27 protein-coding genes are annotated in these 26,763 nt (G+C 61.9%); 11 read left to right on the forward strand and 16 right to left on the reverse strand.

The annotated features are described in order from the left end of the window. The first annotated feature begins 67 nt into the window (after nt 1–67). From KHO30_RS17110 to KHO30_RS17125, 4 genes are all read left to right on the forward strand, one after another. A complete protein-coding gene (locus tag KHO30_RS17110; protein WP_054034536.1) occupies nt 68–529 on the forward strand; it encodes a peroxiredoxin in 462 nt (153 codons plus the stop codon). Between the two features lie 347 nt (nt 530–876). Then, a complete protein-coding gene (locus tag KHO30_RS17115; protein WP_211701652.1) occupies nt 877–2,751 on the forward strand; it encodes a PhoH family protein in 1,875 nt (624 codons plus the stop codon). A gap of 205 nt (nt 2,752–2,956) precedes the next feature. Next, entirely contained in the window at nt 2,957–4,192 is a 1,236-nt protein-coding gene (locus KHO30_RS17120; RefSeq protein ID WP_211701653.1) for a C40 family peptidase, read from the forward strand. Nucleotides 4,193–4,362: 170 nt separating this feature from the next. Next, nucleotides 4,363–5,169 (forward strand): SDR family oxidoreductase, encoded by an 807-nt coding sequence (locus KHO30_RS17125; protein ID WP_211701654.1) that lies wholly within the window; start codon nt 4,363–4,365, stop codon nt 5,167–5,169. A gap of 118 nt (nt 5,170–5,287) precedes the next feature. Here the strand turns inward: KHO30_RS17125 and KHO30_RS17130 are convergent, their stop codons facing one another. From KHO30_RS17130 to KHO30_RS17175, 10 genes are all read right to left on the reverse strand, one after another. Next, complete coding sequence (locus KHO30_RS17130; protein ID WP_200619907.1) at nt 5,288–6,298, reverse strand: inorganic phosphate transporter; 1,011 nt, start codon at nt 6,296–6,298, stop codon at nt 5,288–5,290. Further along, complete coding sequence (locus KHO30_RS17135) at nt 6,298–6,924, reverse strand: DUF47 domain-containing protein (RefSeq protein WP_012432805.1); 627 nt, start codon at nt 6,922–6,924, stop codon at nt 6,298–6,300. Before KHO30_RS17135 ends, KHO30_RS17130 begins: the two co-directional genes overlap by 1 nt. Before the next feature lie 128 nt (nt 6,925–7,052). After that, the gene (locus tag KHO30_RS17140) at nt 7,053–8,438 is read right to left on the reverse strand and encodes a replicative DNA helicase (protein WP_063495982.1); all 1,386 of its coding nucleotides are present in this window, start codon (nt 8,436–8,438) and stop codon (nt 7,053–7,055) included. A gap of 145 nt (nt 8,439–8,583) precedes the next feature. Continuing rightward, nucleotides 8,584–9,036, reverse strand: a complete 453-nt coding sequence (gene rplI, locus KHO30_RS17145; protein WP_054034563.1) for a 50S ribosomal protein L9 — start codon at nt 9,034–9,036, stop codon at nt 8,584–8,586. 27 nt (nt 9,037–9,063) lie between these two features. Continuing rightward, nucleotides 9,064–9,339, reverse strand: a complete 276-nt coding sequence (gene rpsR, locus KHO30_RS17150; RefSeq protein WP_007182109.1) for a 30S ribosomal protein S18 — start codon at nt 9,337–9,339, stop codon at nt 9,064–9,066. Nucleotides 9,340–9,341: 2 nt separating this feature from the next. Then, nucleotides 9,342–9,641, reverse strand: coding sequence for a primosomal replication protein N (priB, locus tag KHO30_RS17155; RefSeq protein WP_028196682.1), 300 nt, complete (start codon nt 9,639–9,641; stop codon nt 9,342–9,344). A 51-nt stretch (nt 9,642–9,692) separates the two neighbouring features. Beyond that, on the reverse strand, nt 9,693–10,067 hold the full coding sequence (rpsF, locus tag KHO30_RS17160) for a 30S ribosomal protein S6 (RefSeq protein ID WP_006048823.1): 375 nt from the start codon (nt 10,065–10,067) through the stop codon (nt 9,693–9,695). A gap of 244 nt (nt 10,068–10,311) precedes the next feature. Beyond that, nucleotides 10,312–11,241, reverse strand: coding sequence for an anti-sigma factor family protein (locus KHO30_RS17165; RefSeq protein WP_211701655.1), 930 nt, complete (start codon nt 11,239–11,241; stop codon nt 10,312–10,314). Continuing rightward, the gene (locus tag KHO30_RS17170; protein ID WP_200619905.1) at nt 11,231–11,965 is read right to left on the reverse strand and encodes an RNA polymerase sigma factor; all 735 of its coding nucleotides are present in this window, start codon (nt 11,963–11,965) and stop codon (nt 11,231–11,233) included. The genes KHO30_RS17165 and KHO30_RS17170 overlap by 11 nt, the downstream gene beginning before the upstream one ends. A gap of 118 nt (nt 11,966–12,083) precedes the next feature. Beyond that, nucleotides 12,084–12,998 carry a LysR family transcriptional regulator gene (locus KHO30_RS17175; RefSeq protein WP_093632614.1) on the reverse strand — a complete coding sequence of 305 codons (915 nt, stop codon included), beginning with the start codon at nt 12,996–12,998 and terminating at the stop codon, nt 12,084–12,086. Nucleotides 12,999–13,188: 190 nt separating this feature from the next. On the opposite strand from KHO30_RS17175, the gene gcl reads away from it, so the two are divergent. From gcl to KHO30_RS17195, 4 genes are all read left to right on the forward strand, one after another. Continuing rightward, a complete protein-coding gene (gene gcl, locus KHO30_RS17180; protein ID WP_093632613.1) occupies nt 13,189–14,964 on the forward strand; it encodes a glyoxylate carboligase in 1,776 nt (591 codons plus the stop codon). A 110-nt stretch (nt 14,965–15,074) separates the two neighbouring features. Continuing rightward, nucleotides 15,075–15,884, forward strand: coding sequence for a hydroxypyruvate isomerase (gene hyi, locus KHO30_RS17185; RefSeq protein ID WP_211701656.1), 810 nt, complete (start codon nt 15,075–15,077; stop codon nt 15,882–15,884). Between the two features lie 56 nt (nt 15,885–15,940). Next, nucleotides 15,941–16,849, forward strand: coding sequence for a 2-hydroxy-3-oxopropionate reductase (locus tag KHO30_RS17190; RefSeq protein ID WP_054034569.1), 909 nt, complete (start codon nt 15,941–15,943; stop codon nt 16,847–16,849). Between the two features lie 550 nt (nt 16,850–17,399). Further along, nucleotides 17,400–17,801, forward strand: a complete 402-nt coding sequence (locus KHO30_RS17195) for a DUF3597 domain-containing protein (protein ID WP_093632610.1) — start codon at nt 17,400–17,402, stop codon at nt 17,799–17,801. A gap of 159 nt (nt 17,802–17,960) precedes the next feature. Here the strand turns inward: KHO30_RS17195 and KHO30_RS17200 are convergent, their stop codons facing one another. The 6 genes from KHO30_RS17200 to KHO30_RS17225 all read right to left on the reverse strand — a co-directional run bounded on the left by KHO30_RS17200 (nt 17,961) and on the right by KHO30_RS17225 (nt 24,447). Beyond that, nucleotides 17,961–19,004 carry an asparaginase gene (locus tag KHO30_RS17200; protein ID WP_211701657.1) on the reverse strand — a complete coding sequence of 348 codons (1,044 nt, stop codon included), beginning with the start codon at nt 19,002–19,004 and terminating at the stop codon, nt 17,961–17,963. Between the two features lie 224 nt (nt 19,005–19,228). Continuing rightward, a complete protein-coding gene (locus tag KHO30_RS17205) occupies nt 19,229–20,155 on the reverse strand; it encodes a CysB family HTH-type transcriptional regulator (RefSeq protein WP_093632609.1) in 927 nt (308 codons plus the stop codon). Nucleotides 20,156–20,262: 107 nt separating this feature from the next. Beyond that, nucleotides 20,263–21,321, reverse strand: coding sequence for a sulfate/molybdate ABC transporter ATP-binding protein (locus KHO30_RS17210; RefSeq protein ID WP_054034571.1), 1,059 nt, complete (start codon nt 21,319–21,321; stop codon nt 20,263–20,265). Then, nucleotides 21,321–22,346 carry a sulfate ABC transporter permease subunit CysW gene (cysW, locus tag KHO30_RS17215; RefSeq protein WP_211701658.1) on the reverse strand — a complete coding sequence of 342 codons (1,026 nt, stop codon included), beginning with the start codon at nt 22,344–22,346 and terminating at the stop codon, nt 21,321–21,323. The genes KHO30_RS17210 and cysW overlap by 1 nt, the downstream gene beginning before the upstream one ends. Further along, on the reverse strand, nt 22,343–23,245 hold the full coding sequence (cysT, locus tag KHO30_RS17220; protein WP_093632607.1) for a sulfate ABC transporter permease subunit CysT: 903 nt from the start codon (nt 23,243–23,245) through the stop codon (nt 22,343–22,345). Before cysT ends, cysW begins: the two co-directional genes overlap by 4 nt. A gap of 152 nt (nt 23,246–23,397) precedes the next feature. Continuing rightward, entirely contained in the window at nt 23,398–24,447 is a 1,050-nt protein-coding gene (locus KHO30_RS17225; protein ID WP_093632606.1) for a sulfate ABC transporter substrate-binding protein, read from the reverse strand. A 315-nt stretch (nt 24,448–24,762) separates the two neighbouring features. On the opposite strand from KHO30_RS17225, the gene lexA reads away from it, so the two are divergent. The 3 genes from lexA to KHO30_RS17240 all read left to right on the forward strand — a co-directional run bounded on the left by lexA (nt 24,763) and on the right by KHO30_RS17240 (nt 26,628). Next, complete coding sequence (lexA, locus tag KHO30_RS17230; RefSeq protein ID WP_054034573.1) at nt 24,763–25,413, forward strand: transcriptional repressor LexA; 651 nt, start codon at nt 24,763–24,765, stop codon at nt 25,411–25,413. 59 nt (nt 25,414–25,472) lie between these two features. After that, entirely contained in the window at nt 25,473–25,823 is a 351-nt protein-coding gene (locus tag KHO30_RS17235; RefSeq protein ID WP_093632605.1) for a hypothetical protein, read from the forward strand. Between the two features lie 163 nt (nt 25,824–25,986). Continuing rightward, entirely contained in the window at nt 25,987–26,628 is a 642-nt protein-coding gene (locus KHO30_RS17240; RefSeq protein ID WP_211701659.1) for a DUF2939 domain-containing protein, read from the forward strand. Nucleotides 26,629–26,763: the final 135 nt, after the last annotated feature.

A 26,763-nucleotide genomic window follows, 5' to 3' on the forward strand; every position in this document is an offset into this window, starting at 1 on the left:
CAGGCCGACGCCGCAGCAGTTGCAAGTGCAAATGCTGCGGCGTCGGCCATAACAACCGGAGAACCTCGTGCCCATCGCAGTCGACCAACCCATCCCCGACTTTACCGCCCCCGCTACCGGTGGCGAGATCACGCTGTCCAAGCTGCGGGGCAAGAAGGTGGTGCTGTATTTCTACCCGAAGGACAACACGCCGGGCTGCACGACCGAAGGTCTGCAATTCCGCGATCTCTATCCGAAGTTCAAGAAGGCCGGCGCGGAAATTCTCGGCGTGTCACGCGACAGCCTGCGCTCCCATGACAATTTCAAGGCAAAGCTCGAACTGCCGTTTCCGTTGATCTCGGACCCCGAAGAAACCTTGTGTGCGCTCTTCGGCGTCATGAAATTGAAGAAAATGTATGGCAAAGAAGTGCGTGGGATCGAACGCTCCACGTTCCTGATCGACGCCGAAGGCGTGCTGCGCCAGGAGTGGCGTGGCGTGAAAGTGCCAGGGCATGTCGATGACATTCTGGAGGCTGTACAAGCGCTTTGAGGCGCGTTATATTGGGTTCCAATGAGTGCCTGTCCACCCCACACTTTTCGTCGCTGCGCCGGACTTGACGGCCGTTTTATCGGCTCCGTCGAAGTCATGAGGCGCAACGCGATAACCGAAGGCGAGCCGCTTGTCCCGTACGCCGGGGCGGCGGCTTTTTTAATTGCGCTAAGCCGTGCGTTCACTCGGCCACGCGCTTCCGTTAAGGAGCCGATCGAAAACCAGGCGAACCGGCATCTCTAGACCGAATGCGCGCCTCCGGGCGCAAACTGCGTGCGCACTCACTGGCACCGGCAGAATGCGACAGGCGGCGCACGAAATGTGACCCGATTAATTCGAGGGAAACCATGCCTTTGCCTACCCCCCCCAGCAAGCTCGGCAATCTCCTGCCGCCTGACGAATACAAGGCCAAAGCCGCCACGCCGGCGCGCTCCGCCGCGAAGAAACAGGCAGTCGGAGGGGAATCAGCAGAGTCGGCCGATTACGGCCGCGCAAACGTCGCCACACCGATGGCGCATGCCGCCAATGCCGCAACCACGTTGCGGCCCGTGCCGGCATCGTCGGCCTCCCCTGCTGCGTCCGCACCCGCCGAGCAAGCTGCACCGGCGCGTGGACGCAAATCGAAGCAGACCGCCGCATTGCTGCAACCGGTTCCCGCTGCCCGTCCGCAAGCCGAGCCGGCAGTCGTTCCTACGCCTGCGGCCAAATCGCAGCCGGTCGTCGCGCGCGCGCCAAGCGCGAAAGACCCGGCCGCCAGCACGCCCGCAGCCGTGGCACCCAGCACGCGCGGCACCAGCAAGAAGCGCGGCGCGTCCACCGACCCGCTCGAAATGCAGAAGCTTTTCGTGCTCGACACGAACGTGCTGATGCACGATCCAAGCTGCCTGTTCCGTTTCGAGGAACACGACGTCTATCTGCCGATGATGACGTTGGAAGAACTCGACAACCACAAGAAGGGCATGTCCGAAGTCGCGCGTAACGCTCGCCAGGTGAGCCGCACGCTGGACGCGTTGGTGGCGAACGCCGGCAACATCTCGGACGGCATTTCGCTGGCGCGTCTCGGCAGCCGTGAGGCGTCCGGACGCCTGTACTTCCAGACCAAGCTCAACGCCATCGAGCCGGTCGAAGGCCTGCCGGATGGCAAGGCCGACAACCAGATTCTCGGCGTGGTGCGGGCGTTGCAGCGCGACCGGATGGATCGCCAGGTCGTGCTGGTGTCGAAAGACATCAACATGCGGATCAAGGCGCATGCACTCGGCCTGCCCGCGGAAGACTACTTCAACGACCAGGTGCTCGAAGACAGCGATCTGCTGTACTCGGGCATCCGCGCGCTGCCCCAGGATTTCTGGACCAAGCACGCGAAGGGCATGGAGAGCTGGCAGGACACGAAAACCGGCACGACGTATTACCGCGTGACGGGACCGCTCTGCGCCTCGATGCTGGTCAACGAGTTCGTCTATCTGGAGCCGCAGAACGGCGAGCCGACATTTCATGCGCTGGTGCGCGAGCTGAACGGCAAGACGGCGCTGCTGCAGACCTTGCGCGACTACGGCCATCACAAGAACAACGTGTGGGGCATCACGGCGCGCAATCGTGAGCAGAACTTCGCGCTGAACCTGTTGATGAATCCGGAGATCGACTTCGTTACGCTGCTGGGTCAGGCCGGTACCGGCAAGACACTGGTCGCGCTCGCGGCTGGTCTTGCCCAGGTGCTCGACGACAAGCGCTACAACGAGATCATCGTGACGCGCGCCACGGTGCCGGTCGGTGAAGACATCGGCTTCCTGCCGGGTACGGAAGAGGAAAAAATGCAGCCGTGGATGGGTGCATTCGACGACAACCTCGAAGTCCTGCAGAAAACCGACGACGCCGCCGGCGAATGGGGCCGCGCCGCGACTCAGGAACTGATCCGCTCGCGCCTGAAGGTCAAGAGCATGAACTTCATGCGCGGCCGTACGTTCGTGGACAAGTATCTGATCATCGACGAGGCGCAAAACCTGACGCCGAAGCAGATGAAGACGCTGGTCACGCGAGCGGGTCCGGGCACGAAGATCATCTGTCTCGGCAATATCGCGCAGATCGATACGCCGTACCTGACGGAAGGCAGTTCGGGCCTGACGTACGTGGTCGACCGCTTCAAGGGCTGGGCGCACAGCGGGCATGTGACGCTGGCGCGCGGCGAGCGTTCGCGCCTGGCGGATTACGCGTCGGAGATCCTTTAAGTTTCAATGCTTTAGCTTCGGCTAGAAGCCGCGTCCGGGTCAGCCCGGACGCGGCTTTTTTATTGGGCACGCGTTCCCGCTGGGCAACACTTAGCGCGCAAACTTCAAGTAAGTTATCAAGAATTCTTGCCTGAGCCAGGTTCGGCGGGCTACCATCCCGACATCGTCCGCCATTAAACGAGCGTTTACCGCTCCCTTCGTCTTCATGCGCCGACTCGCCTTTTCGCTGCTGACCGTTTTGCTGCTCGCCGCTTGCGCCGGCGCGCCGCAAAAGACGTCGCGCGGGCCGGGTTCGTCGGTTGTGGTCACGAACGGCGCTTATCATGCGCCGCCGCCGGGTTTCCCGAATTTTGTCGACCACAGCATCGGGCGCGAGGAAATCTCGATCCAGGCGATGAGTCTTGTTGGCATTCCATACCGCTGGGGTGGTAATACGCCCGATAGCGGCTTTGATTGCAGCGGATTGGTTCGCTATGTGGTATCGCGCGCCGCTTCAGTGAATCTGCCTCGGACTACCGCGGATATGAGCGGCCGCGGCGAATCCATCGAACCGGATGAAATTGCGCCGGGCGATCTGATTTTCTTCAACACCACCGGACGCGCGCATTCGCACGTCGGCATTTATGTGGGCAAGCTGCGCTTCGTGAACGCGCCGTCGACAGGTGGCACCGTGCGGCTCGACTACCTGACCAATCCCTATTGGGCCAAGCGCTTCGACGGTATTCGTCGGGTCGCAGCACCGACTGCGACACCGGCGCCGTTCGATACGCCGAGCTATCAGGCTGCGGCGCCTCAACCCGAGCGTGTTGCGCCGGTGGCTCAGGCTCAGGCACCGGCTTATGCGGGTGTCGCGGTGGCGGCGCAAGCGTCGAGCTACTCGGCGAATTCTGCGGCGACGCGGCCTTCGGGGTATGCGGGAGCCCCTGTTGCGGCGGAAGCTTCGAGTTATACCGCGGACCCTGTGGCGCCACAGCAAACGGCGCGTGTCGCGGCGACCACTCGTCCGCCGCTGACTGCAAGCGGTCAACCTACGGTGGCCGCGGCACCACAAGCTGATCCGTTCGAACCCCCGCCGCCTGGTATGAGCGCCGCGCAGGTGCAAGCGCGTGCGGCAGGCGCGGTGTCTCCGGGGTCTGTGTCGGCCGCTCAGGCGAATACGTATGACGCTGCTGCCGGCTCAGCGAATCAACAGACGGCGGTTGCGCGTACTGAACCGCCAACGGTTACAGCTCGTACGCCTGATCCGATCGACGCCGCTGCCGATGCGTTCGAGCCGCCTCCTCCCGCTTCCGTCGCCGTGCGCCAGGCTCGGCAAGCGCAGCAAGCCGATGGGAATGCGGGCGTGCAGATCATGCGCGCCTCGACAGCAGCGCGTGGCATCCCTGCCCCGACGCAAACCACCGACGACCCGATCGCGCGCTTCGCCAACGGCAGTTACTAACGTTTCAGTCAGTGGCGCGTGACGCACGGCTCGTCACTCATAGCGATGACCGTGCCGCCGGAATTCAGTCTCCCGGTAGCGCGCACACTCCTCACCTCGACTCTGCCCATCCCCGCTGCGCTGCCGATCTGCTATCGTCATCGATATTCTTCCGACAGCAGGTGATAACGATGGATCTCGGGCTGAATGACAAGGTGGTGTTAATCACGGGCGGCAGCAAAGGGATCGGGTTCGCCTGCGCCCGGGCGTTCGCCCTCGAGGGCGCAAAAGTCGCGATCGTTTCGCGCGACCCCGCCAACCTCGCGCGCGCTTACGAACAGTTAAAGCAAGAGGGTCTGCACGTGCATCGCACCCGTGCCGACCTGCACGAACCGCACAGTGCTGCGGACATCGTCGAGGAAGTCAGCACCGCCGTCGGACCCATCGACATCTTGATCAACAGCGCCGGCGCAGCCCGCCGCTATGATCCAGAAACGCTGGACGCCGACGCGTTCCGCGCGACCATGGAAGCCAAGTATTTCCCCTACATCTACCCGCAGCAGGAAGTGCTGCGGCGCATGGCCGAGCGCGTCAAGGCCGGCGACGGCGCCGCACCCGGCACGATCGTCAACATCATCGGCATGGGCGGCAAAATCGCTAGCGATATCCATATCGCCGGCGGTGCCGCCAATGCCGCGCTGATGCTGGCCACCGTCGGCCTCGCCCACTACTACGCGCGCTACGGCATCCGCATCAACGCGATCAATCCGGGTTCGACGCTGACCGAGCGCGTCGAGGAAGCGGTCAAGCTGGAAGCCTCGCAGCAAGGCATCGAAAACGCGGACGCGCTGGCGCGCGGGCAGGCCAAGGTGCCGCTCGGACGCTATGCAAAACCGGAGGAAATCGCTGACGTCGCGCTGTTTCTGGCGAGCCGCCGCGCGAGCTATGTGACGGGCGCAATCGTCCCGATGGATGGAGGCAGCACACCGCTGATCTGAGCGGCGCGCTTTATTTGCAGCTTTAGGGGTGTGAGGCCCGGTGCTTTTGGCGCCGGGCTCCGAGACAGAGCTTTGAAGCCTGAAAACGCGCGGACGGCCTTTGTCGTCCGCACTGCATTTACAGGAAGCGATGGCCGAGCCACCAGGCAGCCGCGGAGAGCGCTGCGGAAGCCGGAATCGTCAGAATCCACGCCCAGACTATGTTGCCCGCTACTCCCCAACGCACCGCACTCAACTTCTGCGTCGCGCCGACACCGACGATCGCGCCGGTAATCGTATGCGTGGTGGACACCGGAATGCCGAGCCACGACGCGGTGAAGAGCGTAATCGCCCCACCCGCCTCGGCGCAAAAACCGCCGACCGGCTTCAGCTTGGTGATCTTCTGGCCCATCGTGCGGACAATCCGCCAGCCGCCGAACAACGTACCAACGCCCATCGAGAGATAGCAGCCACCGATCACCCACAGCGGCGGTGCATCGGCGATCGATGAGGCGTAGCCGGTCGCGATCAGCAGCATCCAGATAATGCCGATGGTCTTCTGTGCGTCGTTACCACCGTGGCCGAGGCTGTACAAGCCTGCGGACACCAGTTGCAGACGCCGGAAGCGCCGGTCGACCTTGCTCGGTGGCGTGCGGAAATAGATCCACGACACCGCCAGCATGAAGAACGAGCCGAGCACGAAACCGAGCAGCGGCGAGATGAAAATGAAGGCAACCGTCTTCATCAACCCGTCGATATTGAGCGAACCCCAGCCCGACTTGGCGAGCGCCGCGCCCACCAGGCCGCCGATCAGCGCATGCGACGAGCTGGACGGAATACCGTAATGCCACGTGATGATGTTCCAGCCGATCGCCCCGACCAGCGCGCCGAAAATGACGTAGTGGTCGACGATATTCGGATCGATCGTGCCCTTGCCGACCGTCTGCGCCACCTTCAGGTGGAACACGAAATAGGCGATAACGTTGAATGCCGCCGCGAAAGCCACGGCCTGCTGCGGCTTCAGCACACCGGTCGACACGACCGTGGCGATCGAATTCGCCGCGTCGTGGAAGCCGTTCATGAAGTCGAAAATCAGCGCGACGGCAACCAGGCCGGCAACGACCCAGATAGCGAGTTGTATCGATTGCATTATGCGTTTTCCAGCACGATGCCTTCGATGATGTTCGCCACGTCCTCACACTTGTCGGTGATCGTTTCGAGCAGTTCGTAAATGGCCTTCAGCTTGATCAGCGTCTTGACGTTGTCTTCTTCGCGGAAAAGCTTCGACATCGCCGAGCGCAGCACGCGGTCGGCTTCCGATTCCAGACGGTCGATGTCCTCGCACGCCTTCAGGATCTGGCTCGCCTGCTTCATGTCCGACAGCAGGCTGACGGCGAACTGCACACGCTCGGAGGTAGCCGTGCAGATATGCGCCAACTGGCTCGCTTCGGAGGTCACCGCCTGCACGTCGTACAGCGAGATAGCGGTGGCGACGTCCTCCATCAGATCGAGGATGTCGTCCATCGTGGTGATCAGCTTGTGGATCTCGTCGCGGTCGAGCGGCGTGATGAAGGTCTTGTGCAGCAGGTCGATGGTTTCGTGCGTGAGCTTGTCAGCGGCCTTTTCGGCCTTCTGCACGTTTTGCTTGTGGGTCTCGGCGTCCTGCAGGTTGTCGATCAGCAGTTCGAGTTCGCGGCTTGCTGAGACGATGCACGTTGCGTGCGCATTGAAAATTTCAAAGAACTTGCCCTCGGTGGGCATGAATCGACCGAACATTGGGATCCCGAAAATTGGTCACATTATGGCTGACATAAAACCGCCACATTGTACCGTTCCGGGATCGATGCCGCACTTTTGAAAGCACCGTTACAACAGTCCCAACAGTTATCTCCGCAGTTGTGTCTCTACTCGCTGTAGAAATTCTGCGCACCGGCAAAATTGTCGAACTTCGTGAATTGGCCGTGGAACGTGAGCCGAACAGGGCCGATCGGACCATTCCGCTGTTTGCCGATGATAATCTCCGCGGTGCCCTTGTCGGGGCTGTCCGGGTTGTAGACCTCATCGCGGTAAATGAACAGAATGACGTCCGCATCCTGCTCGATAGCGCCGGATTCACGCAAGTCAGACATGATCGGCCGCTTGTTCGGCCGCTGTTCGAGACCCCGGTTGAGCTGCGACAAGGCGATCACGGGTACGTCGAGTTCTTTAGCGAGACTCTTCAGCGAACGCGAGATTTCCGAAATTTCGGTCGCACGGTTTTCGCCCGACGACGAACCGCTCATCAGCTGCAAATAGTCGATGATGATCAGGCCCAGCTTGCCGCACTGGCGCGACAGCCGGCGCGCGCGCGAGCGCAGTTCCATCGGGTTCAAACCACCGGTTTCGTCGATGAAAATCTGCGCCTCGCTCATTTTCTGCACCGCGTGCGTGAGCTTCGGCCAATCCTCGTCAGTCAGACGCCCAGTCCGCATACGGTGCTGGTCGAGCCGGCCGACCGAGCCCAGCATACGCATGGTGAGCTGCGAGCCCGGCATTTCCATGGAGAACACGGCGACCGGCAGGCCATACTCGACCGCCACATACTCGCCGACGTTCATCGAAAACGCCGTTTTACCCATCGACGGGCGCCCTGCCACGATGATCAGCTCACCGCCGTGCATGCCCGAAGTCATGCGATCCAGATCGACGAAGCCAGTCGGCGTGCCCGTCACATCGCTCGGATTCGCGGTGTGATACAGCGTGTCGATACGTTCCACCACCTCGGTCAGGAGCGGCCCGATCTCCAGGAAGCCCTGCGTACCACGCGCGCCGTCTTCAGCAATCGAAAACACCTTCGATTCGGCTTCGTCCAGCAACTGGCGGACTTCCTTACCCTGCGGGTTGAAAGCGTCGGCGGAAATTTCGTCGGCCACGGATACGAGACGGCGCAGCACCGCGCGATCGCGCACGATTTCCGCATAGCGGCGGATATTGGCCGCGCTCGGCGTGTTCTGCGCCAGCGCGTTCAGGTACGCCAGACCGCCGACCTCTTCCGCCTTGCCCGAGGTGCCGAGCGCCTCGTACACGGTAATCACGTCGGCCGGACGCGTCGCCGCGATCAGCTTGCCGATGTGCTCGAAAATGATGCGGTGGTCGTATCGGTAAAAATCGCTCTGCGACAGGAAGTCGGCGATGCGGTCCCATGCCGCGTTGTCGAGCAGCAGGCCGCCCAGCACCGACTGCTCGGCTTCGATCGAATGCGGCGGGACTTTCAGCGACTCGATTTGGGGATCTTTGGACGGTGCGTTCATGGAGAGGAATTATCGGGTAAATGCGCGCGGAGGGAAATCAAAACCGATACTTCGATACATCGGAAACGGGCAACAAAAAAGGCAGGGGCCGGTCACCCGGCCCCTGCCTTTTGCCAGCAACAACCTGGCAGATGCTAACTGATGCTTAGACGTGTTCGCCGATCACAGCCACGTTGACATCGACGAGAACGTCGGTGTGCAGCGAGATCTGAACAGCGTGGTCGCCAACCAGCTTCAGCGGGCCTTCCGGCAGACGCACTTGCGCCTTTTCCACTGCGAAGCCTTGCTTAACCAGTGCGTCAGCGATGTCCGCATTCGTCACCGAACCGAACAGACGGCCGTCGACGCCAGCCTTCTGATTGATCTGAACCGTCGAGCCTGCCAGCTTTTCGCCTTGAGCTTGAGCGGCAGCCAGCTTTTCAGCGGCGATCTTTTCCAGTTCTGCACGGCGAACTTCGAATTCAGCCAGGGCTTCCTTCGTTGCGCGGCGAGCTTGCTTGTTCGGGATCAGGAAGTTACGTGCGTAACCGTCCTTGACCTTCACGATATCGCCCAGGTTGCCCAGATTGACGACTTTTTCCAGAAGAATAATTTGCATTCGGATACTCCTTATCGCGTCGTCGGGTTAGGCCTTGTGCTGGTCGGTGTACGGCACCAGCGCGAGGAAACGTGCGCGCTTGATTGCCGTGTCCAGCTGGCGTTGATAGTGCGACTTCGTACCCGTGAGACGCGCCGGCGTGATCTTGCCGTTTTCGCCGATGAAGTCCTTCAGCGTTTCGAGGTCCTTGTAGTCGATGTGATCGACGCCAGCGGCCGTGAAACGGCAGAACTTCTTGCGCTTGAAGAGCGGATTTTGTTGCTGACGACGCTTGTCGAATTTCTTACCAGTCGGGCGGGGCATGTTCAGTCCTTTCCAATGTCCTGCAATTCTGTGATGTGAAATACCAGAGTTCTTGCGTTGCGGTGCTTTTTCGCCAGAAAGCCTGTGAAGAGCGTTTCTACGCCCATCTGACAGCCTTCCAGCTTACCGCTCGCCTCACCTGCGGCTACCGCCTGCATGGTCAGTTCGACTTGCCGGGCAATACCGGCTTCGACGACTTCCGTGCGGTGGTGCAACGTGCAGCCTGCAATCGGAACGCCGGCGGGGGTGTACCGCACCGGTTCGCGTTCAACGACGCTGGCCGTAAGTTGCAGCCGATTCATGTAGCCTTTGGCGAGAGCGACGCTTTCGTCTGGTAGCTTAAATAGTGTGTCTTAAGCCTGCGCTTCGGACGGTTGCGTAGCAGCCGACTTCTTGGCTTCTTCGCGCTGCACTTCCTTCATCATCGGCGACGGACCGGTTTCGGCCTTCTTCATCTTGACGATCAGGTGACGCAGAACCGCGTCATTGAACTTGAATGCGTGTTCCAGCTCGTCGAGCGTGGTTTGGTCGCATTCGATGTTCATGCAGACGTAGTGAGCCTTCGCGAGTTTCTCGATCATGTAGGCCAGTTGGCGACGGCCCCAGTCTTCGATACGGTGGATCTGGCCACCGTGCGAGGTGATCGTGCTCTTGTAACGCTCGATCATGGCGGGCACTTGCTCGCTCTGATCGGGGTGCACAATAAAGACGATTTCATAATGACGCATACACACTCCTTGTGGACTTGTGGATTAGAGCCACCCGGGCGTCTGAACCGGTGTGGCAAGTGAGAAGCCAAAGAGTGTAACCCGATTAGGGCCGGGTTGCAAGATATCCCGTTAATCCGGCGCCCGAATCGGGTGTGTTTTCAAGGGTTTAGGACGAAGCGGATAAACGCGAACATACGGGACACAAGGCCGCCGCGCATGCGCGCCCGGAAAAATCCCCCCGGATCGCGCACGCGACACCCGCTCAACCGCCTTCGGTCTGCTCGCTGCCGCCCGCCAGACGGGCTTTCAGCGCCTTTTCGAGCCCACTGAGCGCGTCCGGCGCGGCGTCGGTGACCGCCCACCAGGTCATCCCCTGCGCGTTCCAGTGCGCAAGCGAGTAACCCTCGCGGGTCTGCGCCATCGAAAGCCCGGCCGCGGCTTCTGGTCCAGCATCGGCGGAGCGCACTTCCGGAAACACGTAGACGTCGATGATGTGCTTCTGATAGCGGTACACCAGCACCGCCACCCGCTGATGCGCGATGTAATCCAGACGGCCGCCTTCAAGCGGAAAACCGCTCGCCGCGAGGTCCTCGACCGGCGGCGAATAGTCGATCCGGCCGTTGAACCACGGCTTGACCGTGTGCCGGTCAGTCGAAATGACGTCGATGTCGTGGCCGGACATTTGCGCCCGCACATGGCTTTCGACCAGTTCATCGGAGAACCCGCCACCTTGCGCGGGACGATGCTGGCTCATGGTCACGCCCACCGCCACCGCACCAAGCGCGACCACCAGCGCGACGAGCCAGCCCTGCCCGATCATTGCCCCTGAGCCTGAGCCTACGCCGCCGCCCGGCCGCCCCATCGCACCTTGCGGACGCAGCCAGCCATTCAGCCAGTTCCCCAACCAGCTTCGCTTCGGCCTCGGCTGTGCCGTGGCCCGCGGGGCTTCGATAGGCTCGTCAGCGGCCACGTCACCCTCCGGGAGGGCAGCAAGAATCCGCGCCCGCAGGGCATCCGGCGCCCGGTAATAAGGCTGTGCGCGCAGCGAGGCGCTCAACGTATGCAGGTTTTCGCTTTCGCGCCGGCAGGCGTCGCAGCTCTCGATATGCTGCTGGACGCGCTGTGCATCCGGCGCGGGCAATTCGTGGTCGGCGTTCGCATCGAGGAGCGGCCGCGCTTCGTTACAGTCCATCTGGCGTCTCCTGGGCTAAGCCGGCAGCACTCGCGCCGGGGTTGTTGGATGGACGGCCGTTGGAGGCCGCCCGGAGTGGTGTGACAGAAGCCGTGGGCGCCGCAGAGGTACCCGACGGTGTTGCTCGCGGCGGACTTCCACCTCCCGGAAGGCCACCACCCTGCTTCGCCATCAGCAGCGTGGCCAGCTTGCGCCTGCCCCGCGCGAGTCGCGACATCACCGTGCCGATCGGCACATCGGCGACCATCGCGATCTCCCGGTAACCCATTTCTTCAAGCTCCCGCAGGATCAGCACCTCCCGATACTCGACCGGCAACTGCGCCAGCGCCTCGTGCACGAGCTTCGTGTCTTCGTCGCGGATCAGGAGCGTCTGCGGATCCGCGCCGCCCGTGCTCCAGCCATCGAAGGTCGCCTCGTCCATGGTGTCGTCGAACTCGACCACCTCATGCGACGACGCCCGCCGCCGCCATTCCGTGTACCAGGTGCGGCGCACGATCGCCAGCAGCCATGGCCGCGCAGAGTCGCCACGGAACGTGTCGAAGAAACGAAACGCGCGCATGAATGCTTCCTGCACGACGTCGTCGGCATCGTTGGCGTTACCGCACAGCCAGCGCGCAAGGTTGTACGCGGCGTCGAGATGCGGGAGCGCCAGTTCCTGAAAACGGCGGTTCCTCGCTGCATCGGCGTCGTGCGCGCGGGCGGCATTTGAATCGGGTTGACCCACCTCGGCCCTCCGGGCATTGCGGCTAAGCTATTGACTTGTCATCCAACATGACCGGCTGCATACCAAGTTTATTCCCGGCTTCGCGTGAAATCCGCGAAAAATTACCGTCAGCCCGCACTCAATAAGTCGGACGATTCCAGTAATCCTCGCTGGCATACACCTCTTTCAGGTAGTCGATGAAGTAGCGCACCTTGGCCGGCACGTAACGCTGCTGCGGATAGACCGCCAGAATGTCGTAGTCGGGCAGCGCGTATTCATCCAGCACGGTTTCCAGCTCACCGCGCGCCAGTTGCTGCTGGATTTCCCACGTGGAGCGCCAGCCGAGCCCGAGCCCTTCTGACACCCAGCGATGCAGCAGCTCGCCGTCGTTGCAATCGAGCGTGCCGCCTACCCGCACCGTCGCCAGTTTGCCGTTGCGGCGGAAGTACCAGCCGCGGTTCTGCCCGCCTTGCAAGTTGAACGCGAGGCAATTGTGCTGGGGCAGATCTTCAAGTGTTTTGGGTTTGCCGTATTTCTTGAAATATTCCGGCGTACCGCACACCACGCGCCGGTTCGACGCCAGTTTCACCGCGACGAAATTCGGATCCACCGCGCCGCCGATTCGGATCGACAGGTCGTACCCCTCGCGCACCAGGTCCACGACCCGGTCGGTCAGGTTGAACGACACCTGCAATTCGGGCTTGTCGGCGAGAAAAGCCGGCGCAAGCGGCGCAACGTGTTTGCGTCCGAACGCGGCCGGCGCCGACACGATCAGATGACCGTTCACCGCGCGCCGTCCGGCGCTCAGTTCGTTTTCCGCCTGGTCCCATTCAGTGAGCAGGCCGCGGCAGCGCTCGAGAAACGCCGCGCCTTCTTCGCTGACCACAAGACGGCGCGTCGAGCGGTACATCAGCTTCACGCCGAGGCGCTTTTCGAGCGCGTCGATGCGGCGCCCGAGAATCACCGGCGACACCCCCTCCTCCAGCGCGGCGGCCGCGAGACTGCCCGCATCGGCGACGCGCACGAAAGTTTCGATTTGTTTGAAGCGGTCCATTTTTTGTCCCTCCCCTGTCTCCTACCGTCAGGCCCATTCCATACTTTTTGTTTCGAAATAAGCGACCCGGACTGATCTTATCAAACCTTTAGGTGAAGCCTACAGTTCGATCAACACCTTTGGTTTGCATATCCGTCAGCGAATTCGTCAGCCAACCTATTCGCCCACCCCAGACATTCAGGAGACATTCATGGCCAAGATGAGAGCCGTCGACGCAGCCGTGCTGGTGCTCGAAAAAGAAGGCATCAACACCGCATTCGGCGTTCCGGGCGCAGCAATCAACCCGTTCTACTCGGCCATGCGCAAAGCAGGCAGCATCAGCCATGTGCTGGCGCGTCACGTCGAAGGTGCGTCGCACATGGCCGAAGGCTATACGCGCGCCCAGCCGGGCAACATCGGTGTGTGTATCGGCACCTCGGGCCCCGCCGGCACCGACATGATCACCGGTTTGTACTCCGCTCAGGCCGACTCGATTCCTATTCTGGCTATCACGGGCCAGGCGCCGCGTGCGCGTCTGTACAAGGAAGACTTCCAGGCCGTCGATATCGAATCGATCGCCAAGCCCGTCACCAAGTGGGCCGTCACCGTGCGCGAACCGGCGCTGGTGCCGCGCGTGTTCCAGCAGGCCTTCCACCTGATGCGCTCGGGCCGTCCGGGTCCGGTGCTGGTCGACCTGCCGATCGACGTGCAGCTCGCCGAAATCGAATTCGACATCGACACGTACGAGCCGCTGCCGGTCTACAAGCCGAAAGCGACCCGCAAACAGATCGAAGCCGCGTTGAAGCTTTTGAATGACGCTGAAAAACCGTTGATCGTCTCGGGTGGCGGCGTGCTGAACGCAGCCGCTGAAGACCTGCTGGTCGAATTCGCCGAAACCGTCGGCGTGCCGGTGATCCCGACGCTGATGTCGTGGGGCGCGATTCCCGACGACCATCCACTGATGGCCGGCATGGTCGGCTTGCAAACCTCGCACCGCTACGGCAACGCGACGATGCTCGCCTCCGACTTCGTGCTCGGCATCGGCAACCGCTGGGCGAATCGTCACACGGGCAGCGTCGAGGTTTACACCAAGGGCCGTAAGTTCGTGCACGTGGACATCGAGCCGACGCAGATCGGCCGCGTGTTCGGCCCGGACCTCGGCATTGTGTCGGACGCGAAGTTCGCGCTCGAACTGTTCGTTGAAGTGGCGAAGGAATGGAAGGCTGCCGGCAAGCTGAAGGACCGCAGCGCATGGGTCGCCGATTGCCAGCAACGCAAGCGGACGATGCATCGCAAGACGCACTTCGACAACGTGCCGATGAAGCCGCAGCGCGTGTACGAAGAAATGAACCAGGTGTTCGGCCGCGATACCTGCTACGTGAGCACGATCGGTTTGTCGCAGATCGCCGGCGCGCAATTCCTGCACGTCTACAAGGCGCGTAACTGGATCAACTGCGGCCAGGCAGGCCCGCTCGGCTGGACGATCCCGGCAGCGCTCGGCGTGCGTGCAGCAGACCCGCAACGTCCGATCGTCGCGCTCTCGGGCGACTACGACTTCCAGTTCATGATCGAAGAGCTGGCAGCCGGCGCGCAATTCAAGCTGCCGTACGTGCACGTGGTGGTGAACAACTCGTACCTCGGTTTGATCCGCCAGGCGCAGCGCGCGTTCGATATGGACTTCTGCGTGCAACTCGGCTTCGAGAACATCAACTCGCCGGAAACGAACGGCTACGGCGTGGACCACGTCGCGGTTGCCGAAGGCCTGGGTTGCAAGGCGATCCGCGTGTTCAAACCGGAAGAACTCAAGCCGGCCCTGCTGAAAGCGCAATCGATGCTCTCCGAGTTCAACGTGCCGGTGATTGTCGAAGTGATCCTCGAACGTGTGACCAACATTTCGATGGGCACCGAAATCGACGCGATCAACGAGTTCGAAGAACTGGCCGAGAAGCGCGAAGATGCGCCGACGGCAATCAGCATGCTCGACTGAGCTTTGTGACTTTGCAGTAGATGAGCGCGATTCAGTGGCGTAGCCATTCAACGCCACTGAATCGCCTCATGAAGTTATTCCACTGACCGACCAGCGAGACAAAAAGCACCATGCCGAAATTTGCAGCGAATCTCACCATGCTGTTCAATGAAGTCCCGTTCCTCGAACGCTTTGCGGCAGCGTCGGACGCGGGCTTCAACGCCGTCGAATTCCTGTTTCCGTATCCGTATCAGATCGCCGAATTGAGCGAGCGTCTGCAGCAGAACCGTTTGAAACTCGTGTTGCACAACCTGCCCGCGGGCAACTGGGAAGCGGGTGAACGCGGCATCGCATGCCTGCCGGATCGTGTGGGCGAGTTTCAGGAAGGTGTCGGCCGCGCGATCGAATATGCGAGCGCCCTGAAGGTGCCGCAACTGAATTGCCTCGTCGGCATTCCGACTGCAGGCGTCGATGCGGACAAGGCGCGCGCGACGATCGTCGACAATCTGCGCTTCGCCGCGGGCGAACTGAAAAAAGCCGGCATCAAGCTGCTGGTCGAGCCGTGCAATTCGTACGACATCCCTGGCTTCGCGTTGAACCGTTCGGGCGAAGGCCTCGACGTGATTCGCGCGGTGGGCTCGGACAATCTGTTCCTGCAATACGACATCTATCACATGCAACGGATGGAGGGCGAACTCGCGGCAACGATCAAGAAGAATCTGCCGCAGATCGCGCACATCCAGCTCGCCGACAACCCGGGGCGCAACGAACCGGGCACCGGTGAAATCAACTACCCGTTCCTGTTCGACCTGCTCGACTCGCTCGGCTACGAAGGCTACGTCGGTTGCGAATACAAGCCGCGCACGACCACCGCCGCCGGCCTCGGCTGGGTACAGAGCGTGGCCGGGCAAACCCGCGGCGCAGCCCACGCCGCTGCCTGATCGACTCATCGATCGGCTAGGCACATCATCCCAAACAACACTGGAGATTTAGACACATGGCAAAGATCGGTTTCATCGGCCTCGGCATCATGGGCGCGCACATGGCGCGCAACCTCATCAAGGGCGGTCATTCGCTGTTCGTGAATGGCGCTTATCCGGTGCCGGAAGATCTGAGCAAGACGACCACCGTGGTCGCCAACTCGACCGCTGTCGCCCAAGCTGCCGACATCGTCATCATCATGGTGCCGGACACGCCTGACGTCGCTAACGTGCTGTTCGCGGACGACGGCGTCGCCGCGGGCCTCACGCAGGGCAAGCTGGTGATCGACATGAGCTCGATCTCGCCGCTCGACACGCAAGCCTTTGCGAAGAAGATCAACGCGCTGGGCGTCGACTACCTGGATGCGCCGGTCTCGGGTGGCGAAGTCGGCGCGCGTGAAGCATCGCTGACGATCATGGTCGGCGGTCCGGAAAAAGCCTTTGCTCTCGCCAAGCCGCTGTTCGAACTGATGGGCAAGAATATCTCGCTCATCGGCGACAACGGCGCGGGTCAAACGTGCAAGGTCGCGAACCAGATCATCGTCGCGCTGAACATCGAAGCGGTGGCTGAAGCCCTGCTGTTCGCGTCGCGCTCGGGTGCCGATCCGGAACGTGTGCGCAAGGCATTGATGGGCGGCTTCGCTTCGTCGCGCATTCTCGAAGTGCATGGCGAGCGTATGACCAAGCGCAAGTTCGATCCGGGTTTCCGCATCGAATTGCATCAGAAGGATCTGAACCTCGCCCTCGACGGCGCACGCAAGCTCGGCATCGCCCTGCCGCACACGGCAAGCGCGCAGCAACTGTTCAGCGTATGCGCGGCGAATGGCGGCAAGGCATGGGATCACTCGGCCATGGTGCGCGCGCTCGAAATCATGGCGAACTACGAAGTCGCGCAAGCGCCGGGTAGCGAAGCCAAGGCAGCTTAAGCAACAACAAGGTTGCCGTGACGGTTGCGATTTCAACGTGACCGACGTGGCAACCGCAGGTGGGGCGCCCGGTTCGTCGTGCGGCATGCATGGCGAAACGGGCAAATCGTGCCGCTCTGGGCTGAGAGCGGCAAGTGGGGTCCGCAGCGGCACCCGGCGGCGCCGGGGAAGCCTTGGTCGGTCAGACGTCGTCGTCGGGTGTCCGGCTGTCGGATTTCAAATTTATGCGTTTTCCGCCAATCTCTCGCAGCGGCTGCATCATGCATGCCGCCTGCCAGTACCTCTCAATGCAGGTCTCCTCGCACGTGTGCTCGCAAGTCCGCTTGCATTTGCTTGCAACTCCGCGCCCGCGGCACGACCTTTTTTGACACATCCCTCCCCGCTTTTCTCCTACACTCGTTGAGTCTGGTTGCTGGCGTATCAGCGTTCACATGCGGCTCGCCGATTATCGCGGCACATGTGCTCAGTTTTATTCGCCCGATTCGCAACCAGAGTTCAACCCGTGAGCGGAATGTGCTTGCGCCGGTAACCCCTCTGCAAAGGATTCAGCATGAGCATTTTTGGTGACATCGTAAACAAGCTCTTCGGCAAAGCGAAGCCCGACCAGCCTGCGCCTGCGGTTGAGCCGACACCGGATCCGGCAGCGGCACAAGCTGCCGCACCAGACGCTGCGCCGGCACCGCCGCCGCTGACTGACGTCGACGTCGCGGTCGTCATGGACCAGTTCGTGAGTGAGAGCGGGCAAACGTTGAACTGGCGCACGTCGATCGTCGACACGCTGAAAGCGCTCGGCGTCGACAGCAGCCTCGAGCATCGTAAGCAACTCGCCCAGGAACTGAAATACAGCGGCGACACGAACGATTCGGCAAGCATGAACATCTGGCTGCACAAACAGGTGATGCTAGCGCTGGCGGCGAACGGCGGGAAGTTGCCTCCGGATCTGGCGTCCTAAATGCTTGCCTGCGCCGCCTGTTTCCGGCGATAGCGATCAACGTTAAGCTGTAACGACAACGCGGCGCTCCGGTCAATGACCTGGGCGCCGCGTTGTCATTCAAGCTTCATGTGCGGGACACGGTTCTGACTTCGAACCGGGCCGCGCGCGTTAAATCAATCAGTACGTATCGAAAGTCTTCTGCAACGCAACCGGCCCTGTGCCGCCCGCGGCCAATGCCAGCATCAGCAGCACGCGTGCCTTGTACGGATTCAGCGAACCGGCGCTGACGAAACCAAGTGCATCGTCGGCGGCCGCGCCGTTGCGCATCACATGCCCTGAACCCAAGCGCGACGCACGCACCACCACGACGCCTTGCGAAGCGGCATCGGCCAGCGCCTGCTGCACCGAGGCGTGAATCGAGCCGTTACCCGTGCCCGCCACGACGATACCGCGCACACCCGCAGCAACCAACGCGTCCACGGCAATGCGCGAAACGCCCGCGTAGCTCACGACGATCTCCACATGCGGCCACTTCGCGCCGATCACGAATTCGGTTGCGAGCGTATGCGGACGCACCACGCTGCGCTGGAATTCGACGCGACCGTCCTGCACCCAGCCGAGCGCGCCGATATCCGGAGACTGGAAGGCATCGACTGCATACGTGCTCGTCTTGACCACGTCGCGTGCGCTGTGAATCTTGTTGTTGAACGCCACCAGCACGCCCTGCCCGCGCGAACCCGCGTGCGCCGCAACCGTCACGGCGTTCAGCAGATTCAGCGGACCATCGGCGGACAGCGCCGACGCCGGGCGCATGGCGGCGGTCAGCACGACCGGCTTGTCCGACTTGATCGTCAGATGAAGCAGATAGGCGGTTTCTTCGAGTGTATCGGTGCCATGTGTGACCACCACGCCGTCGACGTCATCGTCGGCGAGCAGCGTGTTGATACGTTGTGCGAGCGTGGTCCACAATGACATTTCCATGTCTTTACTGTCGACGCTGGCAATCTGCTCGGGCGCGATGCGCGCCACCGTGGACAAGGCCGGCACCACGGCCAGCAATTGCTCGACGCCGACCACGCCGGCCTGGTAGCCCGATGTATTAGTGGCGTCCGCGGCCGCGCCGGCGATCGTGCCGCCGGTCGCCAGCACGGCGATGCGCGGCAGCAGCGGCGTAGCGCCTTCGTCTGAAGGCGTGGCGGAGGAAGAAGTCAAAGTATTCATGGCGGCGATTGTAAGCGATGCGCCGCGCGCCGCCATGCGTGAAAAAACGGATACCCGTTCGTTTCGGAGCTGGATGAGGCCGGCGCTCCGTGCGCCACGCGTTTTCGCGGCGTTTACATCAAGGCCGGCCGCAGCCCGCTTGAAGATCACACTTTTGGCGCCGCAATGAATTCACGCGGCGCCGCGCACGCCCTGCGCCGAATCGTGACGATCCGGCGCATCCCTCAAACCGCTTCGCGCAACTGTGCGGCGATTTCCGCTTCATTCAACTGCGGCGCGAACATTTCGATCAGCCGGTACGCGTACGCGCGCAGGAACGCGCCCTTGCGCAGGCCGACCCGCGTCGTGCTGGCCTCGAACAGATGCTGCGTATCCAGCGCGACCAGTTCTGTGTCGCGCTTCGGATCGTAGGCCATCGCGGCAACCACGCCGATGCCCATGCCGAGTTCGACGTACGTCTTGATCACGTCGGCATCGATGGCGGTCAACACCACGTCGGGCAACGCACCCGCTTTCGCGAACGCCTGGTCGATGTGTGAGCGGCCCGTGAAGTCCTGGTCGTACGTGACGATCGGGAATTCGGCAATCTCGTCGAGCGTCAGATTTTCGCGGCCCACCAGCGGATGCCCCTTCGGCACGACCACGACGTGATGCCACGAATAGCACGGGAACGTGACGATATCGGGGAAGCGGTCGAGCGCTTCCGTCGAAATGCCGATGTCCGCTTCGCCGTTGATGATCATCTGCGCAATCTGCTGCGGGCTGCCCTGGCGCAGCGCCAGATGCACCTTCGGGAACACCTCGGTGAATTGACGGATCACCTTCGGCAGCGCGTAACGCGCCTGGGTGTGAGTCGTCGCCACGACCAGGTGGCCGCTGTCCTGATCGGCATATTGACGCGCGACGCGGCGCAGATTCTCCGCATCGAGCAACATCCGCTCGATCAACTGATGCACAGCCTTGCCCGGCTCGGTGAGGCCCGTCAGACGCTTGCCGCGCCGGATGAAAATATCGACGCCGAGTTCGTCTTCCAGATCCTTGATCTGTTTCGACACACCCGACTGCGACGTGTACAACACGTTCGCCACCTCAGTCAGATTCATGTTCTGACGCACGGCCTCGCGCACAAAGCGCAATTGCTGAAAGTTCATCTGTATGTCTCCGGTTGAGCCAGAGTTGAGTTATTAGAGTTTGATTGAAACGCCGAGTGTTGTTGCGCTGCCGGTGTTGCTGCCTGTGTTGATGCTCGTGGCGCCGCCTATTGCGCCGGAAATACGCGCAAGGCGCGCGGCACTGCCGTCACGCCGTCGCCGATCGACAGTTGCAGATCGCGCCACGATTCGCGATCGAGTTCCGCCTCGAGCACATTGCCTTCGCGGCCCGCCAGTTCCACACGCACCGAGCCGCCGAGCGTCACCACGCGCCGCACGTCGACCACAATGCCTTCGCGATGGCCGGACGCTTGCGGATACAACTGCAGATCGTGCGGACGTACATAGGCGAACGCCGGTCCGCTGAAACCGGCCGTGATCGCGACCGGCAACGCCGCGCCGTCGACCACGAAGCCGCTTGCATCCACGTTGCCGTGCAGACGGTTCGCCGCGCCGAGAAACTCGTAGACGAACGAAGTTTGCGGATGGTCGTACACGTCCTGCGGACTGCCCACCTGCTCCACATGCCCGCGATTCAACACGACGATACGGTCGGCCACTTCGAGCGCCTCTTCCTGATCGTGCGTGACAAAGATCGTCGAGATATGCAGATCATCATGCAAACGACGCAGCCAGCTGCGCAGTTCCTTGCGCACCTTCGCGTCCAGCGCGCCGAACGGTTCGTCGAGCAGCAGCACTTTCGGTTCGACAGCCAGCGCACGCGCCAACGCAATCCGCTGGCGCTGGCCACCCGACAGTTCCGACGGGTAGCGTTGCGCGAGCCAGTCGAGTTGCACGAGCTTCAGCAGTTCATGCACCTTCTCGCGAATCACCGCTTCCGAAGGCCGTTCCTTGCGCGGCTTCACGCGCAAGCCGAAAGCCACGTTCTCGAACACCGTCATATGACGGAACAGCGCGTAATGCTGGAACACGAAGCCGACTTCACGCTCGCGCGCACCAACCGTCGCCACGTCCTGGCCTTGCAGCACGACCTGGCCGGCATCCGCGTATTCGAGACCGGCAATCACACGCAGCAAGGTGGTCTTGCCACAGCCCGAAGGCCCAAGCAGCGCAACCAGTTCGCCCGGGGGAAAATCGAGCGAAACGTTATCGAGCGCGACGAAATCGCCAAAGCGCTTTTGCAGGTTACGAACGGTGATACCCATTACAGCTCTCCTTGCTTGAGCGCGTGTTGATGCGATGCATGCGTTGCATTGACGGACTGTGAAGCAGACTGTGAAGCGGACGGCGGCGTGACCGGCCCTGCATACGCCGGCACATCGCGCGCGGCCGACAGTTCCGCCGACATATGGCGCTCGGCGAGCAGCTTCAGGCCGAGCGTGACGAGTGCGAGCAAGGCCAGCACCGACGCCACGGCGAAGGCAGCCGAGAAGTTGTATTCGTTATAGAGAATTTCGACGTGCAGCGGCATCGTGTCGGTCTGGCCGCGAATGTGGCCGGACACCACCGACACCGCGCCGAACTCGCCCATCGCCCGCGCGTTACACAGGATCACGCCGTACAGCAGGCCCCATTTGACGTTCGGCAGCGTAACGCGCCGGAAGATCTGCCAACCCGATGCGCCGAGTACATGCGCGGCCTCTTCTTCGTCGTTGCCTTGCGCCTGCATCAGCGGAATCAGTTCACGCGCGACGAACGGGAACGTGACGAAGATCGTCGCCAGCACGATGCCCGGCACCGCGAAGATGATCTGCACGTTATGGTCCTGCAGCCACGGGCCGAACCAGCCTTGCGCACCGAACATCAGCACGTAGATCAAACCGGAGATCACCGGCGAGACCGAGAACGGCAGATCGATCAACGTGGTCAACAATGCCTTGCCACGGAACTCGAACTTGGCGATACACCATGACGCCGCGAGGCCGAACACGAGATTCAGCGGCACCGCAATCGCGGCTGTGATCACGGTGAGTTTGATGGCCGACAACGCGTCCGGATCGACCAGCGATTCCAGATAGAAGCCAATGCCCTTGCTCAAGGCCTGATAGAACACGGCGACGAGCGGCACGACGAGGAACAGCGCGAGAAACAGCAACGCGATGCCGGTCAGAATCCAGCGCACGACGGGGGGTTCAGTAACCGGATCGGGCCGGCGCGCGATATTGAGCGGCGCGCGCGGCGCCACGGCGACAGTCGCGGCATCCGCGCCATTCAGAGAGTTGCGGCTCATTGCACACCTCCGCCGACACCGATCGCCGCCACACTCGCGGCGGCAGGCGCCGGGCCTGCGCCGCCACGGCCCGTGCGGCGCTGCAGATACCACTGCAGCGTATTGATCAACAAGAGCATCAGGAACGACACCACCAGCATCACGACCGCAATCGCGGTGGCGCCGGCATAATCGTATTGTTCGAGTTTGGTAATGATCAGCAGCGAGGTGATTTCCGATTTCATCGGCACGTTACCGGCGATGAAAATCACCGAGCCGTATTCGCCGAGCGCCCGCGCGAACGCCAGCGCGAAACCCGTGAGCAAAGCCGGGAACACCGCGGGCAACACCACGCGCCGAAACGTCAGCCAACGCGACGCGCCGAGGCACGCAGCCGCCTCTTCCTGTTCACGCTCGAACTCTTCGAGCACCGGCTGCACGGTCCGCACCACGAACGGCAAACCGATAAACGTCAGCGCGATCAGCACGCCGGCCGGCGTGAAAGCGATCTTGATGCCGAGCGGTTCGAGAAACTGTCCGATCCAGCCGTTGCCCGCATACACCGCCGCGAGCGAAATACCGGCCACGGAAGTCGGCAAAGCGAACGGCAGATCGACCACCGCGTCGACGATACGCTTGAACGGGAACGTATAACGCACCAGCACCCACGCGACCAGAAAGCCGAACACCGCGTTGATCAGCGCGCCGCCAAGGGCCGAGAAAAACGTCAGGCGATACGACGCGAGCACGCGCGGCGAGCTGACCGCGCGCACGAACTGAGGCCAGTCGAGCGTCGCGGTCTTGAGAAAGGTCGCCGCAAGCGGAATCAGCACCACGAGGCTCAGATAAGCCACCGTGATGCCGAGTGTCAGGCCAAAACCGGGCAACGCGCTCGGTTTTCGGAAGGTCAACGTCGTCATGCTCAGTACTCTTTCAGGGTTGAGGCCGGCGGCTCTTTTTCCGGCCGACTGGCTGGCCAAAAAGCGCGCCTCGCGGGCGCGCTTTCTGGCGAAGTGTGACTACGCGTTCAACTGCGGCGTCTAACTGCGCATCTCGTCCGGTTGACTACCCGTTACTGCGGCGAGTAGATCGAATCGAACACACCGCCGTCGGCAAAGTGCGTCTTCTGCGCGTTCGCCCAGCCGCCGAACGAATCGTCCACCGTGTACAACTTCAGCTTCGGAAACTTCGACGTCAGCTCGGCCGGCACCTTGTTCGAACGCGGACGGTAGAAGTTCTTCGCGGCGATTTCCTGACCTTCCTCGCTGTACAGGAAGTTCAGATACGCTTCCGCCACCTTGCGTGTGCCGTGCTTGTCGACCACCTTGTCCACCACCGCAACCGGCGGCTCGGCCAGAATGCTCACCGACGGCACGACGATTTCAAACTTCTCCGGACCGAATTCCTTCAGCGAGAGGAACGCCTCGTTTTCCCACGCAATCAGCACGTCGCCGATACCGCGTTGCACGAAGCTGGTGGTCGCGCCACGCGCGCCCGAATCCAGCACGCCGGCATTCTTATAGAGCTTGCCGACGAATTCCTTCGCCTTCTGGTCGTTGCCGCCCGGCTGATGTTCAGCATAGGCCCACGCGGCCAGGTAGTTCCAACGCGCGCCTCCCGAGGTCTTCGGATTCGGCGTGACGATCGACACACCCGGTTTGATCAGATCATCCCAATCCTTGATGTGCTTCGGGTTGCCCTTGCGCACCAGAAACACGATCGTCGACGTGTACGGCGAGGCGTTGTCCGGCAAACGCTTTTGCCAGCCCTTGTCGAGCAGACCCTTGTTGGCCAGCGCGTCGATGTCATAGGCAAGCGCCAGGGTCACGACGTCCGCCTGCAAACCGTCCAGCACCGAGCGTGCTTGCGCACCCGAGCCGCCGTGCGACTGCTTGAAGGTGACCGTCTCGCCCGTTTTCGCCTTCCATTCCTTGCCGAATGCCTGGTTGACGTCCTGGTACAACTCACGTGTCGGGTCGTACGACACGTTCAGCAGCGTCGTGTCGGCTGCATGTGCCGGCGCCGTGACGCCAACCGCGGCGATCGTACCGACTGCGCCGAATGCGAGCGCCGCGATAAGTTTTCTGGTCTTGCCTGCCAGCCCCGTGCCCTGATGGTTCATGCCAACTTTCTCCGCGTTGTAGTCCGCTGAAACAGCGTGTGGTGTTGTTTTGCGTCGCGGTCACGTGCACATGAGCGCCAACTCGAAGGGCAGTCTATCGAAGAGCTTTCATCATTAAAAATAATGTTTCTTCATTCTTTAATACGCAAAAGTGGTAATGACGGCCGGATAAGGCGTTGCGGCACGAAAACGGGTGTTGGAGCGTCTATTTACGACGCTGGAACGCCACCCCAAGCCACGAACTTAAAGTAAAGCTTGAATTGCGCGGAATACTGTATAAAAATACAGGCACCTGTTCATACATACAGTGGCGCCATGACCAAACTCACCGCACGACAGCAGCAGGTTTTCGATCTGATCCGCCGGGCCATCGAACGCACCGGCTTTCCGCCCACCCGCGCGGAGATCGCCGCCGAGCTGGGTTTCAGCTCGGCCAATTCGGCAGAAGAGCATCTGCGCGCCCTCGCCCGCAAGGGCGTGATCGAACTGGCAGCCGGCGCATCGCGCGGCATTCGCCTGCTGGGCGGATCCGAAGATTCGCCGTACCAGTTCACGCTGCCGCACGCCAGCATCATGCAACTGTCGTTGCCGCTGATCGGCCGCGTTGCAGCGGGTAGCCCGATCCTCGCGCAGGAACATATCTCGCAGCACTACGCGTGCGACCCGGCGCTGTTCTCGAGCAAGCCGGACTACCTGCTGAAGGTGCGTGGGCTGTCCATGCGCGACGCAGGCATCTTCGACGGCGACCTGCTCGCGGTGCAGAAGAAAAGCGAAGCCAAAGACGGCCAGATCATCATCGCGCGGCTTGGCGACGACGTGACGGTCAAGCGCTTGAAGCGCCGCCCGAACGGTATCGAGCTGATTGCCGAGAACCCCGATTACGACAACATCTTCGTTGAAACCGGCAGCGCGGAATTTGCGCTCGAGGGCATCGCCGTCGGGCTGATCCGCCCGGGCGAGTTCTAACTGCCCACTTGTACGCCAAACCCAAAGCTGCCCCAACGTTGAATCGCCTGGAGAGACTCATGGAACGCCTTGCCCGCCTGCTGCCTTTTCGCCAGTTCGGTCGTTTGCGTCATCTGCGCAAGCTGGTGCCGTGTTCGCTGATCGAGGCGTCCCCGGCCAGTTCTCCATCGCTATCGCTGTTCGACGCGCCCGTCGGCGTACCGGGCTTGCCGTCCTCGTTGCCGGCTTTTGCTCGCGTGTCGTTGAATTCGGGGCTGAATACGGCTGAACCCGCGCGTCGTGCGCCGGTGCGCGTGTATCACGGACCGTCGCGGCTGATCATGGTCGGCACGGTAGACGCCGTGTGCCGCATGATCGATCGTTGCATCGCAGATGAAGCCAACGTGCACGGCGCGGTGTTCGAGTCATAAGCTGCATTGCGCGCGCACCGCATTCCATTGCGGCTGTACGACGCGCGACACCCGGCGTAAGGTCGTTCATCTAGCCGCGCCCTCTCGGATATCGCATCGCCTGGGATCGTTTTTGCGTGGCCGCGGTCCACGTTAGATCACACCTGATGGAGAGTCCCACTCGATGGCAGTTTCAACACGCACGAAACGCAGCGCCGCCCGGCCACTGATCGTCACCTTGATTGTGATTGTGGTGATTGCCGCGTTGGGGTTCTGTTACGCGTCGCCTTACATGGCGCTGAATACCCTCAAACGCGCGGCGGATGCGCGTGATGCACAAACCGTCAATGAATACGTCGATTTTCCCGCGTTGCGCGAGAGCCTGAAGCAGCAGGTCACCGGCCTGTTGACGCGCCGGCTCGACGGCCAAGGCAACGGCAATCCGCTCGCGGCGATTGGCGCGATGATCGGCGTGGCCTTGATCGGCCCGCTGGTCGACGCTTATGCAACACCCGACGGCGTCGCGGCATTGCTGAATGGGATGCCGCCGCGCGGCAACCCGGGTGAGCGCCCTCCTGTTCCGGCTGGCGCCGGAAATCCGCCGGCCGCACCGGCGGCGGCGCCCGAACCGGCGCCCCCTGCTGCGGGCAATAACGGAAACAGCGCCACGCCACCCCAACCGCCGCAAACCACGGCGGGCTACCGCGGCCTTAATGAGTTCGTCGTCAGCTATCAGCATGGTGCTGGTGACGCGCGTTACTCGGCGATCTTGCGGCGCGAAGGTTTGTTCACATGGAAGCTGGCTGCGGTCAATCTGAACGAGTGATCACCCAGCGGTCGCTATCGATTTGAGCGTATGAGCGAATCGCGGTTTGGCCGAAGCGATCGCCGCGAACGCGGCGACCGTTCGGTCACGTGGCTCACTAAGATCATTCAACTCATTCAGCCCGGTCCACGTGCT

The sequence above is a fragment of the Paraburkholderia aspalathi genome (assembly GCF_905220735.1).
GTDB lineage: Bacteria > Pseudomonadota > Gammaproteobacteria > Burkholderiales > Burkholderiaceae > Paraburkholderia > Paraburkholderia aspalathi.

Bases quoted from the DNA above. Each gene is read 5' to 3' on its own strand.
- KHO30_RS17115 (WP_211701652.1), top strand. From the start codon at position 877: ATGCCTTTGCCTACCCCCCCCAGCAAGCTCGGCAATCTCCTGCCGCCT.
- KHO30_RS17120 (WP_211701653.1), top strand. From the start codon at position 2,957: ATGCGCCGACTCGCCTTTTCGCTGCTGACCGTTTTGCTGCTCGCCGCT.
- KHO30_RS17125 (WP_211701654.1), top strand. From the start codon at position 4,363: ATGGATCTCGGGCTGAATGACAAGGTGGTGTTAATCACGGGCGGCAGC.
- KHO30_RS17130 (WP_200619907.1), bottom strand. From the start codon at position 6,298: ATGCAATCGATACAACTCGCTATCTGGGTCGTTGCCGGCCTGGTTGCC.
- KHO30_RS17135 (WP_012432805.1), bottom strand. From the start codon at position 6,924: ATGTTCGGTCGATTCATGCCCACCGAGGGCAAGTTCTTTGAAATTTTC.
- KHO30_RS17140 (WP_063495982.1), bottom strand. From the start codon at position 8,438: ATGAACGCACCGTCCAAAGATCCCCAAATCGAGTCGCTGAAAGTCCCG.
- rplI (WP_054034563.1), bottom strand. From the start codon at position 9,036: ATGCAAATTATTCTTCTGGAAAAAGTCGTCAATCTGGGCAACCTGGGC.
- rpsR (WP_007182109.1), bottom strand. From the start codon at position 9,339: ATGCCCCGCCCGACTGGTAAGAAATTCGACAAGCGTCGTCAGCAACAA.
- priB (WP_028196682.1), bottom strand. From the start codon at position 9,641: ATGAATCGGCTGCAACTTACGGCCAGCGTCGTTGAACGCGAACCGGTG.
- rpsF (WP_006048823.1), bottom strand. From the start codon at position 10,067: ATGCGTCATTATGAAATCGTCTTTATTGTGCACCCCGATCAGAGCGAG.
- KHO30_RS17165 (WP_211701655.1), bottom strand. From the start codon at position 11,241: ATGGACTGTAACGAAGCGCGGCCGCTCCTCGATGCGAACGCCGACCAC.
- KHO30_RS17175 (WP_093632614.1), bottom strand. From the start codon at position 12,998: ATGGACCGCTTCAAACAAATCGAAACTTTCGTGCGCGTCGCCGATGCG.
- gcl (WP_093632613.1), top strand. From the start codon at position 13,189: ATGGCCAAGATGAGAGCCGTCGACGCAGCCGTGCTGGTGCTCGAAAAA.
- hyi (WP_211701656.1), top strand. From the start codon at position 15,075: ATGCCGAAATTTGCAGCGAATCTCACCATGCTGTTCAATGAAGTCCCG.
- KHO30_RS17190 (WP_054034569.1), top strand. From the start codon at position 15,941: ATGGCAAAGATCGGTTTCATCGGCCTCGGCATCATGGGCGCGCACATG.
- KHO30_RS17195 (WP_093632610.1), top strand. From the start codon at position 17,400: ATGAGCATTTTTGGTGACATCGTAAACAAGCTCTTCGGCAAAGCGAAG.
- KHO30_RS17200 (WP_211701657.1), bottom strand. From the start codon at position 19,004: ATGAATACTTTGACTTCTTCCTCCGCCACGCCTTCAGACGAAGGCGCT.
- KHO30_RS17205 (WP_093632609.1), bottom strand. From the start codon at position 20,155: ATGAACTTTCAGCAATTGCGCTTTGTGCGCGAGGCCGTGCGTCAGAAC.
- KHO30_RS17210 (WP_054034571.1), bottom strand. From the start codon at position 21,321: ATGGGTATCACCGTTCGTAACCTGCAAAAGCGCTTTGGCGATTTCGTC.
- cysW (WP_211701658.1), bottom strand. From the start codon at position 22,346: ATGAGCCGCAACTCTCTGAATGGCGCGGATGCCGCGACTGTCGCCGTG.
- cysT (WP_093632607.1), bottom strand. From the start codon at position 23,245: ATGACGACGTTGACCTTCCGAAAACCGAGCGCGTTGCCCGGTTTTGGC.
- KHO30_RS17225 (WP_093632606.1), bottom strand. From the start codon at position 24,447: ATGAACCATCAGGGCACGGGGCTGGCAGGCAAGACCAGAAAACTTATC.
- lexA (WP_054034573.1), top strand. From the start codon at position 24,763: ATGACCAAACTCACCGCACGACAGCAGCAGGTTTTCGATCTGATCCGC.
- KHO30_RS17235 (WP_093632605.1), top strand. From the start codon at position 25,473: ATGGAACGCCTTGCCCGCCTGCTGCCTTTTCGCCAGTTCGGTCGTTTG.
- KHO30_RS17240 (WP_211701659.1), top strand. From the start codon at position 25,987: ATGGCAGTTTCAACACGCACGAAACGCAGCGCCGCCCGGCCACTGATC.